19 protein-coding genes are annotated in these 14,841 nt (G+C 46.5%); 14 read left to right on the top strand and 5 right to left on the bottom strand.

What is annotated here, in order from left to right:
- The first annotated feature begins 61 nt into the window (after window positions 1-61).
- Window positions 62-361: a hypothetical protein gene (locus tag ACQ4M5_RS11225; RefSeq protein WP_430675697.1), complete on the top strand. Its 300-nt coding sequence runs from the start codon at window positions 62-64 to the stop codon at window positions 359-361.
- Here the strand turns inward: ACQ4M5_RS11225 and ACQ4M5_RS11220 are convergent.
- Both ACQ4M5_RS11220 and ACQ4M5_RS11215 read right to left on the bottom strand, forming a co-directional pair.
- On the bottom strand, window positions 339-1,244 hold the full coding sequence (locus tag ACQ4M5_RS11220) for a metal ABC transporter permease (protein ID WP_430675696.1): 906 nt from the start codon (window positions 1,242-1,244) through the stop codon (window positions 339-341). The genes ACQ4M5_RS11225 and ACQ4M5_RS11220 overlap by 23 nt on opposite strands.
- 2 nt (window positions 1,245-1,246) lie before the next feature.
- Entirely contained in the window at window positions 1,247-2,053 is an 807-nt protein-coding gene (locus ACQ4M5_RS11215) for a metal ABC transporter ATP-binding protein (protein WP_430675695.1), read from the bottom strand.
- Between the two features lie 224 nt (window positions 2,054-2,277).
- Here ACQ4M5_RS11215 and tgt point away from each other — a divergent pair, with 224 nt between their 5' ends.
- Entirely contained in the window at window positions 2,278-3,393 is a 1,116-nt protein-coding gene (gene tgt, locus ACQ4M5_RS11210; RefSeq protein ID WP_430675694.1) for a tRNA guanosine(34) transglycosylase Tgt, read from the top strand.
- A gap of 33 nt (window positions 3,394-3,426) precedes the next feature.
- Here tgt and ACQ4M5_RS11205 read toward each other — a convergent pair whose 3' ends face one another.
- Window positions 3,427-3,690 (bottom strand): AbrB/MazE/SpoVT family DNA-binding domain-containing protein, encoded by a 264-nt coding sequence (locus ACQ4M5_RS11205; RefSeq protein ID WP_430675693.1) that lies wholly within the window; start codon window positions 3,688-3,690, stop codon window positions 3,427-3,429.
- A 121-nt stretch (window positions 3,691-3,811) separates the two neighbouring features.
- Here ACQ4M5_RS11205 and ACQ4M5_RS11200 point away from each other — a divergent pair, with 121 nt between their 5' ends.
- The 3 genes from ACQ4M5_RS11200 to ACQ4M5_RS11190 all read left to right on the top strand — a co-directional run bounded on the left by ACQ4M5_RS11200 (window position 3,812) and on the right by ACQ4M5_RS11190 (window position 4,584).
- The gene (locus ACQ4M5_RS11200; protein ID WP_430675692.1) at window positions 3,812-3,949 is read left to right on the top strand and encodes a photosystem II reaction center protein K; all 138 of its coding nucleotides are present in this window, start codon (window positions 3,812-3,814) and stop codon (window positions 3,947-3,949) included.
- Window positions 3,950-4,045: 96 nt separating this feature from the next.
- Entirely contained in the window at window positions 4,046-4,264 is a 219-nt protein-coding gene (locus tag ACQ4M5_RS11195) for a ribbon-helix-helix domain-containing protein (RefSeq protein ID WP_430675691.1), read from the top strand.
- Window positions 4,249-4,584 carry a type II toxin-antitoxin system PemK/MazF family toxin gene (locus ACQ4M5_RS11190; protein WP_430675690.1) on the top strand — a complete coding sequence of 112 codons (336 nt, stop codon included), beginning with the start codon at window positions 4,249-4,251 and terminating at the stop codon, window positions 4,582-4,584. Before ACQ4M5_RS11195 ends, ACQ4M5_RS11190 begins: the two co-directional genes overlap by 16 nt.
- Window positions 4,585-4,586: 2 nt before the next feature.
- Here the strand turns inward: ACQ4M5_RS11190 and ACQ4M5_RS11185 are convergent, their stop codons facing one another.
- Both ACQ4M5_RS11185 and ACQ4M5_RS11180 read right to left on the bottom strand, forming a co-directional pair.
- Window positions 4,587-5,138: a glutathione S-transferase family protein gene (locus ACQ4M5_RS11185; RefSeq protein WP_430675689.1), complete on the bottom strand. Its 552-nt coding sequence runs from the start codon at window positions 5,136-5,138 to the stop codon at window positions 4,587-4,589.
- Window positions 5,139-5,140: 2 nt separating this feature from the next.
- On the bottom strand, window positions 5,141-5,605 hold the full coding sequence (locus ACQ4M5_RS11180; RefSeq protein WP_430675688.1) for a hypothetical protein: 465 nt from the start codon (window positions 5,603-5,605) through the stop codon (window positions 5,141-5,143).
- 185 nt (window positions 5,606-5,790) lie between these two features.
- Between ACQ4M5_RS11180 and ACQ4M5_RS11175 the strand changes: the two genes are divergently transcribed.
- The 9 genes from ACQ4M5_RS11175 (at window position 5,791) to ACQ4M5_RS11135 (ending at window position 14,685) form a co-directional block, all read left to right on the top strand.
- Window positions 5,791-7,425 carry an alpha-D-glucose phosphate-specific phosphoglucomutase gene (locus ACQ4M5_RS11175; protein WP_430675687.1) on the top strand — a complete coding sequence of 545 codons (1,635 nt, stop codon included), beginning with the start codon at window positions 5,791-5,793 and terminating at the stop codon, window positions 7,423-7,425.
- Between the two features lie 280 nt (window positions 7,426-7,705).
- Window positions 7,706-9,013 carry a hypothetical protein gene (locus ACQ4M5_RS11170; protein WP_430675686.1) on the top strand — a complete coding sequence of 436 codons (1,308 nt, stop codon included), beginning with the start codon at window positions 7,706-7,708 and terminating at the stop codon, window positions 9,011-9,013.
- A complete protein-coding gene (locus ACQ4M5_RS11165; RefSeq protein ID WP_430675685.1) occupies window positions 9,000-9,674 on the top strand; it encodes a tetratricopeptide repeat protein in 675 nt (224 codons plus the stop codon). Before ACQ4M5_RS11170 ends, ACQ4M5_RS11165 begins: the two co-directional genes overlap by 14 nt.
- Window positions 9,671-10,795 (top strand): GNAT family N-acetyltransferase, encoded by a 1,125-nt coding sequence (locus ACQ4M5_RS11160; RefSeq protein ID WP_430675684.1) that lies wholly within the window; start codon window positions 9,671-9,673, stop codon window positions 10,793-10,795. Before ACQ4M5_RS11165 ends, ACQ4M5_RS11160 begins: the two co-directional genes overlap by 4 nt.
- 29 nt (window positions 10,796-10,824) lie before the next feature.
- Window positions 10,825-11,457: a type I restriction endonuclease subunit R gene (locus ACQ4M5_RS11155; RefSeq protein WP_430675683.1), complete on the top strand. Its 633-nt coding sequence runs from the start codon at window positions 10,825-10,827 to the stop codon at window positions 11,455-11,457.
- A 50-nt stretch (window positions 11,458-11,507) separates the two neighbouring features.
- A complete protein-coding gene (aroA, locus tag ACQ4M5_RS11150; protein WP_430675682.1) occupies window positions 11,508-12,845 on the top strand; it encodes a 3-phosphoshikimate 1-carboxyvinyltransferase in 1,338 nt (445 codons plus the stop codon).
- Window positions 12,845-13,078, top strand: coding sequence for a hypothetical protein (locus ACQ4M5_RS11145; RefSeq protein ID WP_430675681.1), 234 nt, complete (start codon window positions 12,845-12,847; stop codon window positions 13,076-13,078). The genes aroA and ACQ4M5_RS11145 overlap by 1 nt, the downstream gene beginning before the upstream one ends.
- 4 nt (window positions 13,079-13,082) lie before the next feature.
- Window positions 13,083-13,310, top strand: a complete 228-nt coding sequence (locus ACQ4M5_RS11140) for a hypothetical protein (RefSeq protein ID WP_430675680.1) — start codon at window positions 13,083-13,085, stop codon at window positions 13,308-13,310.
- 82 nt (window positions 13,311-13,392) lie between these two features.
- Window positions 13,393-14,685 carry an FAD-dependent oxidoreductase gene (locus ACQ4M5_RS11135; RefSeq protein ID WP_430675679.1) on the top strand — a complete coding sequence of 431 codons (1,293 nt, stop codon included), beginning with the start codon at window positions 13,393-13,395 and terminating at the stop codon, window positions 14,683-14,685.
- The last annotated feature ends 156 nt before the right edge of the window (window positions 14,686-14,841 follow it).

Here is a 14,841-nt window from a genome sequence, read left to right as displayed (position 1 = left end):
GGAATGATCTCGAAACTCCGATTCCACGTCATAATGAGGTCAGCGTTAACCGACCCAACACATGATGGACGCTTTTGAACCTGTTCCGCCTACCTGGACACAAACGGCGGTCCATTCGTTTTCTTTCACTTGTCCAACCTGTCACAAGTCTTCTAAGGAATCCGATCGCGTTTGGATCAATCGTCGATCGCCTGTGTTCACGGAGGACTACCGCAAAAAATGGCAGGAGTTTTATCACTGTCAATGCGGGCAGGTGTGGTGGGCTTGGAGCAATGAGCGCCCCCCTAGCGAACTTGGCAATCGCGAAGATGAACCGCGCCGCAGTCGATTTGATTCGTTTAACCCTTTTGACGATTTTTAGGCATCAAGTCTCGAATCTCTTGCAGAATGGGCAATGAAGGTAAAGTCCTCGATCCTGGCTGTGTGAGGATGCCGTGTCGCGGACTCAAGAGGAATGCTAGGAAAAATAATCCAGATGCGACCATGACGATCGCGGCTCCGGATGGCAAATTGTAAAAATAGCTCAGATACATGCCACTAATGCTAGAGAGAATCCCGATCGCGGCTCCTAAAATCATCACATGATGCAATCGTTTAACTAATAAATAAGCGGTTGCACCGGGTGTAATTAGAAGCGATAAAACTAAAATTACTCCAACGGCTTTCATACTGGCAACGATCGTTAAAGCAATCAGCACCATTAAGCCGAGATTTAATAAATTTGTCGGAAGTCCTGCAGCTTGTGCGCCCAAAGAATCGAATGTGTAGAAGAGTAGTTCTTTATAGAAGAGAAATACGATCGCTAAAATTACCGTAGCAATAATCGCTGTATCTCGAACATCGCCGAGCGTAACACCTAAAATATTACCGAATAGAAAATGATTCAAATCGATTTTGTTATCTTTCTGAATCACTGTGATCAACGTAATTCCTAATGCAAAGAAGGCACTAAAGACAATGCCCATTGCAGCATCTTCTTTAATCGGAGATCGCGCTCGTATCCAAGCAATAATGACAGTACTGAGAACGCCCGCGATAAAAGCACCGACAAAAATATTAAATCCAAATAGAAATGCGATCGCTAATCCGGGTAAAACAGAGTGACTAATCGCATCTCCTAATAGAGCTAACCGCTGAACGATTAGGTAACTTCCTACGATCGCGCAAATCAATCCGACGAGGATTGCAATGATTAGCGATCGCTGCATGAATCCGTATTGTAAAGGCTCAATCAGGACACTCATGGTTAAGCCGCTTCCGAGAAAAAGACAACTCTACCACCGTAAGCCTGTTCGAGATTTTCCTGAGTCAAGACTTGCTGACGGGTTCCACTTGCAACCAGCGATTTGTTGAGCAAAATCAAATCATCGAAGTGTGTGATCGATTCGCCCAGATCGTGATTCACAACCAGAATTAATTTATTCTCGCGGGTCAATTCTTTGAACACATCGAACATAATCGTCTGTGTTTTCTGATCAATTCCCACAAACGGCTCGTCAAAGCAAAAGACTTCTGCCTGTTGTGCCAGTGCGCGTGCGAGAAAGACTCTTTGCTGTTGACCACCGGATAAATCAGAAATGGCTCGATCGCGAAATTCGATCATTCCAACTCGTTCCAATGCTTGGGTTGCCAATCTCCGACTCACTGAAGAATAGCGCTGGAACCATCCCGTTTTCTTGGTGCGTCCCATCATCACAACATCCCAAACCGTGACTGGGTAGCTCCAATCAATTTGCGATCGTTGCGGTACATAAGCAACTTGATCCAATTGATCGACTAACGGCTTTCCTTGATAAAGCACCTTGCCATTTACTGCCGGAATCAAACCCAACATGGCTTTGATCAGCGTACTTTTTCCCGCTCCATTCGGTCCAAAGATTCCAACTAAGCGACCGGGTTTCACAGAGAAACTGACATCAGTGAGCGCATCGATCGATCGATACTTCACGCTCAGGTTATCGACCACCAGATTCGACGTGGCTTGTTGCGCTTGGGTGTGCACTGTGAATCGGGGATTGGGACTCGCGTTATCAAAAAAGGAAGCCGATTGCATAACAAGTTCTCCAGTCAAAAATGAAAGAAAAATGAAAGCTAATGTTACTAAGTTACCGCAGAAAATGAAAGAATTATGAAAGCTGAGAAAAATTCTAAGGTTTCCTGATCCTAACTTTGAGTTTAGGCAAGGTGCGATCGAGTGCAATCACCTTTGGGGAAGACGATCGCATTCGCCTCATGGCACATCTATGATGGAATCTGCATTTATTTCGGAATAGCGCCTTGAATCAGTTTTCTTTTCAATGTCAGGCTCACTGCAAACACACTCACGCCCGCGCTGGAGTTTTCCACACCCCGCATGGCATTGTTGAAACGCCTCGCTTTATGCCCGTGGGAACGTTGGCGAATGTCAAAACAATTACTCCTGCCCAACTCGAAGAGACAGGGGCACAGATGGTGCTATCGAATACCTATCATTTGCACTTGCAGCCTGGGGAAGACATTGTAGAAAAAGCGGGTGGAGTGCATCGGTTTATGAATTGGTCGAAACCGATGCTGACTGATTCTGGCGGGTTTCAGGTCTTTAGCTTGAGTGAAATGCGATCGATTACCGATGAAGGTGTGACGTTTCGATCGCCTCGTGATGGTCAAATGATCAAAATTACGCCAGAGAAGTCGATCGAGATTCAAAACGCATTAGGCGCGGATGTAATCATGGCGTTCGATGAATGTCCACCACCGGGAGTCGGACGTGATGCCACCGAGAAAGCGACGAGCCGAACTTATGAATGGCTCAAACGCTGTGTTGAGGCGCATAAACGACCTGATCAAGCCTTGTTTGGAATTGTTCAAGGTGGAGAGTTTTTAGACCTCAGAGCCGAAGCGGTTCGACAATTAGCTGACTTAGATTTACCTGGATACGCGATCGGGGGAGTTAGCGTGGGAGAAGCTCCAGAAATTATCGATCGAGTCGTTCAAGCTACAACGCCGTTATTACCCGAAGATAAGCCGCGTTATCTAATGGGAGTGGGCACGTATCGAGAAATGGCACGAGCGATCGCGGCAGGAATGGATTTATTCGACTGTGTGATTCCAACTCGGTTAGCACGACACGGAGCGGCTTTAGTGCAGGGAGAACGCTGGAATTTGAAGAATGCTAGATTTCGGGAGGATTTTACGTCGATCGATGAAACTTGCCCGTGTTACACCTGCCAGAATTTCAGTCGGGCTTATGTGAGTCATTTACTGCGATCGCAAGAACTTTTGGCGTATACGCTCATCTCGATTCACAACATCACCGAACTAATTCGATTCACCCAACGGATTCGAGCCGCGATTTTCAACGGCACATTTCATACTGAATTTGCACAATGGCTCAAACCAGTTGAAGCTAGATAACGCGCTGCGCCAGAAACGTATCAAATCGACGCACTACCATCGCCATTCACTTTCGTCCCACCGCGTCGAGGTTTCATCGTCTAGCAATCCCTTGTCTGGGTGTTCTGCTATGACTGCCTTGATCGCGGCTTCCCAGCCCGCCCGTGGATGCGTTGCAGGTCGAATAATCAGTTGATTTTGCTGCACTTCAATCTCAACCTCGCCCGTGATGCCACTCTGCTCCAGAAGCCAGTTCGGAATTCTGATCCCTTGAGAATTTCCAACCTTCACAATTTGAGTTCTAATGGTTGTACTCATACGGCTTCTAGAAATGTAATTACATTGTATTGATAGAGAACTGGATCAACTAGAGTCGATCGTCGAATCATGTTAAAATCCGTATCAATTATGAGTCCTGTGTTGGAGAGGTCATCGAGTCATGGAAGCAGCAATGCTACTCGCAAAATTGCCCGAAGCTTATGCCATTTTTGATCCGCTGGTAGATATTCTGCCTGTGATTCCTGTGTTCTTTCTGTTGCTGGCGTTTGTGTGGCAAGCAGCGGTCGGTTTCAAATAAATCACTGGAACAAAAGATAAAAAAAGAGGGGGCGATTTTGACCCCCTTTTTTGCAAGTTCTAATCGTCAGTTAGGATAAAAGAAAAAATTCGATTCATGAACATCACGCTTCAATCGGAACAAGAGCAATTCGTTCAAGCCTTAATCGAATCGGGACAGTTTGCGAACGCGGAAGAAGTTATTCAAACTGCAATTCGATCGCTGTTTGAACAAAATCGTCTTGCCATTGAATGCGCCAAACTTGACCCTCAAGAAGAACAAGCGATCGCCGAAGAAGGAATGGAATTTGAGCTAGAGACATGGGGCGAATATTAAGAGGCGAAATCTGGTGGGCGGATCTCAATCCGGTTCGTGGACGAGAACAGGCAGGAATCCGACCTGTTTTGATCATCAGTCAAGACACGTTTAATCAACGTTCAGGAACCGTAATCGCTTTGGCGGTGACAAGTCAAGAACCTAAAGCCGCGTTTCCGCTAACTTTGGAATTAACAAGCGCACAGTTGCCAAAGCGATCGTGGGTAAAGATTAGTCAAATCGGCACACTTTCTACTGAACGATTGGATACAAAGATCAGTAGTGTTTCAGCAGAAGAACTGGAGCAAATTATCGAAGGACTGAATCAACTGGTGGGATGAGATTACTTGCGTCCGCCGATCGCTTTTTGAAATGCAGGACGTTCAGCGATTCGCTTCATATAATCCAAAACGTTCGGATATTCGCTCAAATCAAGACGCAACATCAGCGGAATGTACGCCAACATTGAACCGACTGCGACATCTGACACGGTAAATTCATCGCCTGCAATAAACTTCCGCTTTCCGAAAATTTCATCCAGCGGCTGCATCAATCGCGGCATTTCTCGCTCTCGATTGGATTCGACAAAAACCCCAGGTCCTAAAGTGGCATTGGCAAACAAAACCCACTGAGCCGCGATCGCTCTTTGATTCAAATCCGCTTGACCGTATCGATCGTGCAAATATAGCAAAATTGCGCCCGACTCCCAGAGTTTGAGATCGCCATCGACGATCGCGGGAACTTTGGCAAACGGATTGATTTCGCAAAAGTCCGGTTGTCGGTGTTCTCCAGCCTGCATATCGAGCATGACGAACTCGTAAGGAATCTCTAATTCTTCGAGATACCATTGCACGATCGAGGCTCGACTCCGCGCACCACCATACAGCTTAAGCATAGTTACAGAACTTCGTGAGTGTACTTATGTTGTTTTACATTATCCTCAGTTTTTACAATGCGCTGTGAGTTGAGTACGCGCTTGCGATCGATTGAGAAATTAAAATCGGTTCGCGTTGTGCCTGCTGGAATGTGAGATTGAGCGCTGTTTTTAGCTTTGTACGTCCGAGCGGATGAAGTGGCACGAAAAGCGAAATCGTCGCAGAATTGGACATCAGCGGGGAAATTTTCGGGCGCACGAAACGCATCTTCAGAGATCACCGTTCCGATCGTCGTTGCGGCTGCCAATTGATATGAAGTGGGAATGCCTTTGACGATCGCTTCGAGTGCGGCTGAGGGAATCGGTTCGACGACATGGACTTCGTGAACGCCATCATCGTCTTTGATGAAGCAAGTGGCTAAACCGACCACGAGATAATCATCGCTTGCGAGGTCAGCGGTGTAGGGGTAAGAAACAGTTGTGGTCATAAGATTGAGACGTGATGAAGGGAGTTTTCAAGTTCTGCGATCGTATCAACCGCGATCCATCCAATTTTGAGAAAGACGTAATTCTTAACCCCACTCCCCACTCCTCACATCCAATGCTCTCATCATGCAAAACTAGAGGACAATGAATTTGCCAGCTAAAACTTGGACTCAGAAAAGAAGCTATCATGACCTTCAAAACCGTGACAACACAGCCGTTTTCCGATCAAAAGCCGGGAACATCTGGCTTGCGGAAACTCGTAACCGTCTTTCAGCAACCGCATTATCTCGAAAATTTTGTGCAGGCGATTTTTGATAGTATTGGCGATTTTGCAGGGCAAACCTTGGTTCTAGGCGGCGATGGTCGCTTCTATAATCGGCAAGCCGTTCAAATTATTCTGAAAATGGCGGCAGCGAATGGATTTGGGCGCGTCAAAGTCGGTCAAGGTGGCATTCTTTCGACTCCTGCGACTTCTGCTGTGATTCGGAAATATAGCGCTTTTGGCGGCATCATTCTGTCTGCAAGCCACAATCCGGGCGGTCCTGATGGCGATTTTGGGATTAAGTACAACGTTGAGAATGGCGGTCCCGCTCCAGAGAAAGTCACTGATGCGATTTACGATCGCAGTAAAACCATCACCGAGTACAAAATTTCCGATGCGCCAGATGTAAATTTAGACATCCTTGGAACGACGCAACTCGACGGCATGACTGTGGAAGTTATTGATTCGGTGATTGATTATGCAGCACTGATGGAATCGCTGTTTGACTTCGATCGGATTCGTCAATTGCTCACAGGTGGCAAGTTTCGGATGTGCATGGATTCACTTCATGCGGTGACGGGTTCGTATGCTCACGCAATTTTTGAAGGGCGATTGGGCGCACCGGAAGGAACGGTACAAAATGGAACCCCGCTGGAAGATTTTGGCGGCGGACATCCTGATCCGAATTTGGTGTACGCGCATGATTTAGTTGAAGTGATGTTTGGTGAGAATGCGCCCGATTTTGGAGCCGCTTCGGATGGAGATGGCGATCGTAATATGATTCTCGGTCGGCACTTTTTCGTCACTCCAAGTGATAGTTTGGCAGTGTTAGCGGCGAATGCGACTTTAGTTCCGGGCTATCGAAATGGACTGGCGGGAATTGCTCGATCGATGCCGACTTCACAAGCTCCCGATCGAGTGGCTGCAAAACTTGGAATTGATTGCTACGAAACGCCGACCGGATGGAAGTTTTTTGGTAATTTGCTCGATGCGGATAAAGCCACTCTTTGCGGTGAAGAAAGCTTTGGAACCGGATCGAATCACATTCGGGAAAAAGATGGATTGTGGGCAGTCTTGTTCTGGTTGAACATTTTTGCGGTGACTGGGAAATCCGTAGAAGAATTGATGCGAGAGCATTGGAGAACTTACGGGCGGAACTACTATTCTCGACATGACTATGAAGCGATCGATAGCGATCGGGCAAATACATTGATCACGCAATTGAGAGAGAAGCTCCCGACGCTGAAAGGTCAGAAGTTTGGTAGCTACGAAGTCGAGTACAGTGATGACTTTAGCTATACTGACCCGATCGATGGCAGTGTCAGTCAGAAACAGGGAGTTCGGATTGGTTTTACGGATGGATCGCGGATTGTGTTTCGATTGTCTGGGACGGGAACACAGGGCGCGACATTGCGACTGTATGTAGAACGGTATGAGGCTGATCCGGCGAAACATGAGGCTGATCCACAGGTGGCATTGGCGGAATTGATTCAGATTGCGGATTCGGTAGCTCGGATTAAAGAGTTGACGGGAATGGATCAACCGACCGTGATTACTTGATTTCAAGCTAAAACGTTCTCAGCCTTCAAGTCCTATTCGCTCAGGTGTTTTGTTACTTCGTTTTAGTCGGCTAATGCCCCCTAAATCCCCCAAATTTGGGGGACTTTGAAAGTAGAAACAGGATCATAAAGCACTAAACTTTTCTGGTCTCAAAGTCCCCCAGAATGGGGGATTTAGGGGGCTGAAGCTGATTCAACCGAAGCACACAATTAGGAAGAAGGTTAGGGCAACTAAGGCATCGTTTTCTAAGTCAGAAACTTAAAGTTCTACTCGTTTTCCTATGGCACGTCGTACACTCATTCATCTTGCAAGTTTATTGCTCGTACTCACAGGATCGATGACACCTGCACAAAGTAATCCAATTCCGCTTGCAACCTCCGAAGCCCGAATTCGCCAGCGACAGGAACAATTACGCCTCATTTCTCCCGCTGCTTATGATCTGAGCCGTTATCCAGTCACAGATTCCAACGAACGACATTGGCGACAATTACTCTGGGCAACCGCAGTGATTGAACCTCAAGATCCTTATGTTAGAGATACGATCGCTCAAATTCTCACGCTCACTCCACAAAGGCTTTCTCCCGCTCAGTCTCGTACTGTTGAGATGTCACTACAGATTGCAACACAGCTTTATCTGAGCAATCCAACGCCAAATTTACAACAGCAATTTGTTCAAACGATCGCACAAAGCTCTAATCCGAACTGGGTTGCAATGTCGCTCTCTGCACTCGCAAAAGGGGGCGCACCTGTTCCGCAACAACAACAATGGATTGATTCAATTGCTCAACGGTTTCCGAAATGGTATGAGAACGTCAGCCTCTACACCACAATTAAAGACCTCACAACTGTTGCAGAAACGCCGCCAATTCAGGCTCTATTAAATTGGACGATCGTACCAAATCAGCAGCAGCTTTATGTCTTTTGTAATCGCGATCGCTCTAAACTCTGTACTGCTTTTCTCAGAGATCGAACGGGGCGATTTGTGCGCGGAAATCGGGGAGCTTGGTCAATGCCACTTTTGACTCGATCGCTGCATAATCTGTCCTGGAATTTCTCACGCGGCTACACTCCTCAAGGCATCTATCGTATTGAAGGAACCATTCCACAGCCTGATACTGATTATTTCCGCGCTTATGGTTTTTATCCGTTAGTGAATCTATTTGCACCGCTTGAACCTGGAGTGAAAGAGTTTATTCCCGGACGAAAAGGAACGCTCACCGGAAAGCTTGAAGGCTATAACGCATTGTTGCCTCCGAGTTGGCGAAACTACTTCCCGATTCAAGCAAGCTACTGGGCGGGAATGTTCGGACGAAGCTTGTTTAGAATTCATGGCAGCGGAGAAGATCCGAAGTTTTTCACGAACAATCAACGTTATCCGCAAAGTGAAGGTTGGAATCCTGCGATCGGGTGTCTTTCTGCGCTCGAATTGTATGACAGTACCGGACGGGTGCAGTTTGCTCACATGCCCGATTTGCTCAGTCGGTTAGGCGCGAATCCTAGAGGCTATCTGATTGTTGTAGAATCACCTGAATCACCAGACGCGATCGCGGCTCAAATTGATGCCCTTCAAACCTATGCGTATCATTAGTGTTCTATTCTCGCTTGCTTTGATGGTTGGAGCGACAAAACCAACATTGGCTCAATCTGCCGCAGACTACCGCCAGCAGGGAATTCAGTATCGCGCTCAAGAACAATTTCCCCAAGCGATCGCAGCTTTCCAAAAAGCAGTTGAACTCGACCAAAAGAATCTTCCCGGTCGCATTGGATTAGGTTGGACATTGCATCTTGCCAATCGACGTTCTGAAGCGATCGACGTTTTGCAAAACACAATTCCCTACAATCCCTACAACATTGAAACCTTTAATGCACTTGGCATCGCGTACTTAGTAAACGGTGATCTAATCAATGCGATCGCGGCTCACACTTGGGCAACCATGCTCGATCAAAACAATGAAATTCCTTACTTCAATCTGAGCCTAGCGTATGAGCGATTAGCAATGTACGATTGGTCAGTGGAATGTGCGAAACGGGCGGCAGAACTAGAACCGAACAATCCGCATCCTTGGATTGCACTCGCGATCGCATACCAAGGACAAGGCGATCAAACCTCTGCAAAACAAATCTTTCAGCAAGCAGTTAATGTTGATCCAAGATATGGCGATCGTGCTTCTCTGAGCTATCTATCCAGAGCCGCCTTTAGCCCCGAACAAATTAAAACGGCTCAACAACTTCTCACCACAATTCAATGACATTTACTTACCACACACCTCAACAGCCAGAAGAGCTAAAACAATTAGGAAACATTCTAGTTCAATGTTTTAATTCAACAGGTGAGCCTGTTTTTCTCAATCGGCTTGGTATTGAAAACACTCGCATCTTAAAAAGTGATGGTGAGATTGCAGGCGGTTTAGGATTGCTGTCTCTGGGGCAATGGTATAACGGAGCTAACATTCCGATGGTCGGTATTGCTGGAGTGGGAATTGCACCAGAATATCGAGGAAAAGGAACTGCGATCGCACTGATGCAATCCGTTCTCGAAGAACTTTATGTCAAAGAAATCCCAATTTCTGTATTGTTCTCAGCGGCTCAACCTTTGTATCGAAAAGCAGGCTACGAGCAATCTGGAGCGCTTTGTACTTGGGAAGTTGATACAGCTACGATTCAAAGCCAGAAGCATACCTTAGAAGTTCGATCGCTGAATTTAGATTCTGATGTGTTTGAGGAACTCTACAATCAGCAAGCTCATCTGAATCAGGGATTTCTCGATCGTAATTCTGTAATTTGGCAAAACATCAAAGATACTCCAGTGTATGCCTATCAATTTGAAGATGAAGGTTACATTATCTTTGAGCAGAAGGAGAACTACATCAACATCAAAGATTGGGTGTTGCTGACTCCTGCGGCTGTGAGACAGTTTTGGACATTTTTATCAAATCATCGATCGCAAACCGATCGTATCGAGTGGAAAAGCTCCCCAGTTGATGTACTAAATCTCGCTTTACCCGATCAAACGGCTCGAATCAAATGGCTCAGATGTTGGATGCTTCGGATTGTTCATCTACAACAAGCACTCCAACAGCGGAACTATCCAAATATTGATGCTGAATTGCATTTAAACATTCAAGATTCAATCCTGCCGAACAATCGAGGGAAGTTCATTCTCACGGTTGAAAATGGTCGTGGAACAGTTACATCTGGAGGACGCGGAGATCTGGAAATGGAAATACGATCGCTTTCTCCACTCTACACAGGACTTTTCACAGCCGAACAATTAGCATTTTCAGGACTGTTAACCGGAACACCTGAAGCGATTCAAACGGCTACTCGAATCTTTCCTGGTTCCACCCCGTGGATGCCTGATTTTTTCTAGATATACTAAAGAAAATTTCATTCCTCACAATGGTCAACACTCTAGCCATCTCAGAAGACATCACAACCTTTCGCCAAGTTCAAGAGAAACTGGGATTGGTGCTGAGTGACAATCCTGAATTCTTCTCAGAATGGCTCACTGAGTTGCCGCCTTTGTCTGAGGCAATTCAAGTCAGACTCGATCAAGTTCGACAAAATTATCTCTACCAGATTTCAGACGGAATTCTTTTAGAAGAAACAATCAAAATGGTTGTGCTATCTCCATTGTTGGAATTAGCAGGATTCTATCAAGCTCCGTATAAATTTCGTGCAGAAGTTTCTGTGCAAGTTGAGGCGTTAGGCGACAACGATGAAGTCTTAACTGGACGGATTGATGCTTTAGTTTTACAGGAAAGACTATGGGTAATTCTGATTGAATCTAAAAAGACAACGTTTGATTTAGAAGTGGCATTGCCTCAAACATTAGGTTATATGGCAACTGCTCCAGATCGAGAAAAACCGTTGTATGGCATGGTGATGAATGGAAGCAGTTACCTATTTGTGAAACTGTGGAATCAACAGTATGGAATTTCAGATTTGTTTGCGACTCGATCGCCCTATCGCAATAATTTGCATGAAGTTCTGAAAATCCTACAGCACTTGGGACAGTTGACTTTGAATTGATATCACCTCGCACAATGGTAGGATAACGAGGTCGTTTTCTGCCATTGATTATGTCGATCTCGCTTCGTGTCACCGATCCTCATCATGATTTAGTTATCCAGCCTCCCGCTGGCGGTGTCTCGCTGCAAGGTCGCATTCGCATTCCGGGAGACAAATCGATTTCGCATCGGGCATTGATGTTGGGAGCTTTGGCGCAAGGAGAAACGACGATTCGAGGCTTGCTACTGGGGGAAGATCCGCGCAGTACTGCCAGTTGTTTTCGGGCAATGGGAGCAGAAATTTCAGAATTGAACACTGAAGAAGTTCGCGTCAAAGGCATCGGACTAGGGAATCTATCTGAGCCGATTGACGTTCTAAATGCTGGCAATTCTGGAACGACTTTGCGCTTGATGCTCGGAATTTTAGCTTCGCATCCCGATCGCTTTTTCACCGTAACGGGCGATAGTTCACTCTGCTCTCGTCCAATGTCTCGTGTGGTCAAACCGCTGCAACAAATGGGCGCACAAATCTGGGGACGTAAGCAAAATTCGCTTGCACCGTTAGCAATTCAGGGACAAGCATTAAAACCGATTCACTATCATTCCCCGATCGCATCTGCTCAGGTGAAATCTTGCATTCTTCTAGCAGGATTGATGACTGAGGGGCAAACAACGGTCACTGAACCTGCTCTGTCTCGTGACCATAGTGAACGAATGTTACGCGCCTTTGGAGCTGATTTAACCGTTGATCCTGATACGAATAGGGTGACTATCACTGGACAAGCGAAGTTAACTGGACAAACTGTGATTGTTCCGGGTGATATTAGTTCTGCTGCATTTTGGTTAGTGGCAGGTGCGATCGTACCGGGATCAGATTTAACGATCGAGAATGTTGGTATCAATCCCACTCGCACCGGAGTGTTAGAAATTCTCGAACGCATGGGAGCAGATATCACACTTGAAAATTCTCGCGAAGTCGCAGGCGAACCCGTTGCAGATTTGCGAGTCCGACACAGCAAATTAAAAGCCTGTGAAATCTCTGGCGATGTGATTCCTCGATTGATTGATGAAATTCCGATTTTGGCAGTCGCGGCGATATTCGCTGAAGGAACAACGATCGTGAAAGATGCAGAAGAGTTGCGCGTCAAAGAAAGCGATCGTATTACCGTAATGGCAACACAACTCAATCAAATGGGCGCATCGGTCAAAGAACTTCCAGACGGTATGGAAATTACAGGGGGAATTCCGCTAAAAGGAACTGAGGTTGATAGTTACACCGATCACCGAATTGCGATGAGCTTAGCGATCGCGGCTCTAAATGCGTCCGGCACAACGACAATTCACCGAGCAGAAGCGGCTGCCATTTCGTATCCAGACTTCACAACGACTTTGCAACAGGCGATCGCCTAATGAATTTTGAAATTATCGGTGACATCGACAACATCGAAACAATTGCTAGTGGGAAAGGAATTCGCGATTTGGCTCGGTTGCGGAAACAGTACGGTAGAGCAAAGTGGCGAAAACTGAAGGGAACAGCGATGATTAGACTAGAAAGCGGAGATATTCGTTTAGCTGAACTACATTGGTACGAAGCTCATGGCATTGGACGCAAAGAAATGAAACGTAAACGATACCTGGATTAGAGCGATGCAAGAAGAAACATCACGATTTGCAGTTTGCATCAAGAACGATGGCTATCCGGCATCTCTGGAACTTCACAAGTTATATCGAATTGTTCCAGATGACGGCGCTGCGAAAGACGGTGATATTCGGATTATCGATGAAAGTGGCGAGGATTATTTGTATCCTGCCAGCTATTTTCTAGAGCTTGATTTGCCAAAGACTGCGAAAGAGATTTTGCTAAAAACAGCCTAGTTTCGCGACCTTTGTAAAGTTGCAATTCAAAACGCTGTTGCTTATCCTCTAAGTGGAAGTGGAAATAGTTTAGGTGATTCTCATGCCGAGTCAACACGCGATCGTGATTGGTGGAAGTATTGCAGGACTGCTTGCGGCTCGTGTGTTGTCGGAGCAGTTTGAACGGGTGATGATTGTCGATCGCGATCAGCTTCCTTTATCGGCTGATCCGCGTCGGGGTGTGCCGCAGTCTGTTCAACCTCATGTGTTGTATGCCAAAGGCTATCGGATTCTGGAAGAACTCTTTCCTGGGATCGGAGAAGATTTGACGGCGGCAGGAGCGGTTTCGTTTGATTGGGGTCAGGATTTTCTGTTTTTTCAGGCAGGCACGTGGACACCTAGAACAGAAACACCTACAGAATTAAAGTCTTTTACTTGTACTCGTCCTTTGCTCGAAAGTACCATTCGACAACGAGTGAGCAAGCTGCCGAATGTGGAATTTTTAGAACAGCAGCGAGTGATTGGATTGTTGGGCGATCGCGCTTCGATCCGAGGAATTAAAACTCAGCAAAAGGATCTTATGGCTCAACTCGTGGTTGATGCGAGTGGTCGGAGTAGTCAACTACCTCAATGGTTACAATCTCTAGGATTGACTTCGCCCCGTTCGACGGTGGTTGATCCCGGTTTGGGATATGCGACTCGTCGCTGTCGAATTCCCGCTAGGGATCAACCGGATGGCAAAGTCTTGTTAATTAGTCAGGAGCCGCCCAATCAACCGCGTTTAGGATATTTAGCGCAAGTTGAGGCGGATCAATGGATTGCCACATTGGGGGGCTATGGAAAAGACTATCCGCCGACTGATCACGAAGGCTTTTTACAGTTCGCTCAGAGTTTAGATAATCCTGCGTTTTATCGAGCGATCGTAGATTCTGAGCCGTTGTCTGAAGTTCAAGTGCATCGAGCAACCGTGAATCGGCTGTATCACTATGAAGAGATCCAAATGCCGAATGGATTGATCGCGATCGGAGATTCGGTCTGTGCTCTGTGTCCGATCTATGGTCAGGGAATGACGGTGAGTGCATTGTCGGCATTAGTGCTTCGTCGCTGGCTTGAACAATCCAAGACGAGTCAAGATTTTCAGAAACAACTGGCTCGAAATAATACGTTTCCTTGGTCACTTGCGACCGGATTCGATTCTAAGTTCCCGACGACAAAAGGCGCGATCGCTCCAAATCGATTCAGCAAAGTGTTCCAAGCTTATGCCGATCGACTAATGATTTGCGCTCAGAAAGATGTCTCAATTCATCTAGAATTTTTGCAAATGGCGCACATGCTGAAATCTCCAAGCGTTCTGCTCAATCCAAGATTAGTCATGAAAGCGCTAATGAGTTCTTAGGGATGTTTGAGAAGGATAAAAAGCGGCTTTGCTGCGTTGCGAGTCCGCCCGGAAATGAATCTCCGGGCTAATGGAGGAAACCCCGCTGAAGCGGGCTAAGAGAGTCATACGAAGTTCTTAGCCCAGTTTAGTGGGCTTCCCCCGATTAGCCCGGAG

The sequence above is a fragment of the Leptolyngbya sp. AN10 genome (assembly GCF_050565645.1).
In the GTDB taxonomy this organism is placed as follows: Bacteria; Cyanobacteriota; Cyanobacteriia; order Leptolyngbyales; family Leptolyngbyaceae; genus Leptolyngbya.
This window is presented reverse-complemented; position numbering and strand designations above follow the sequence as displayed.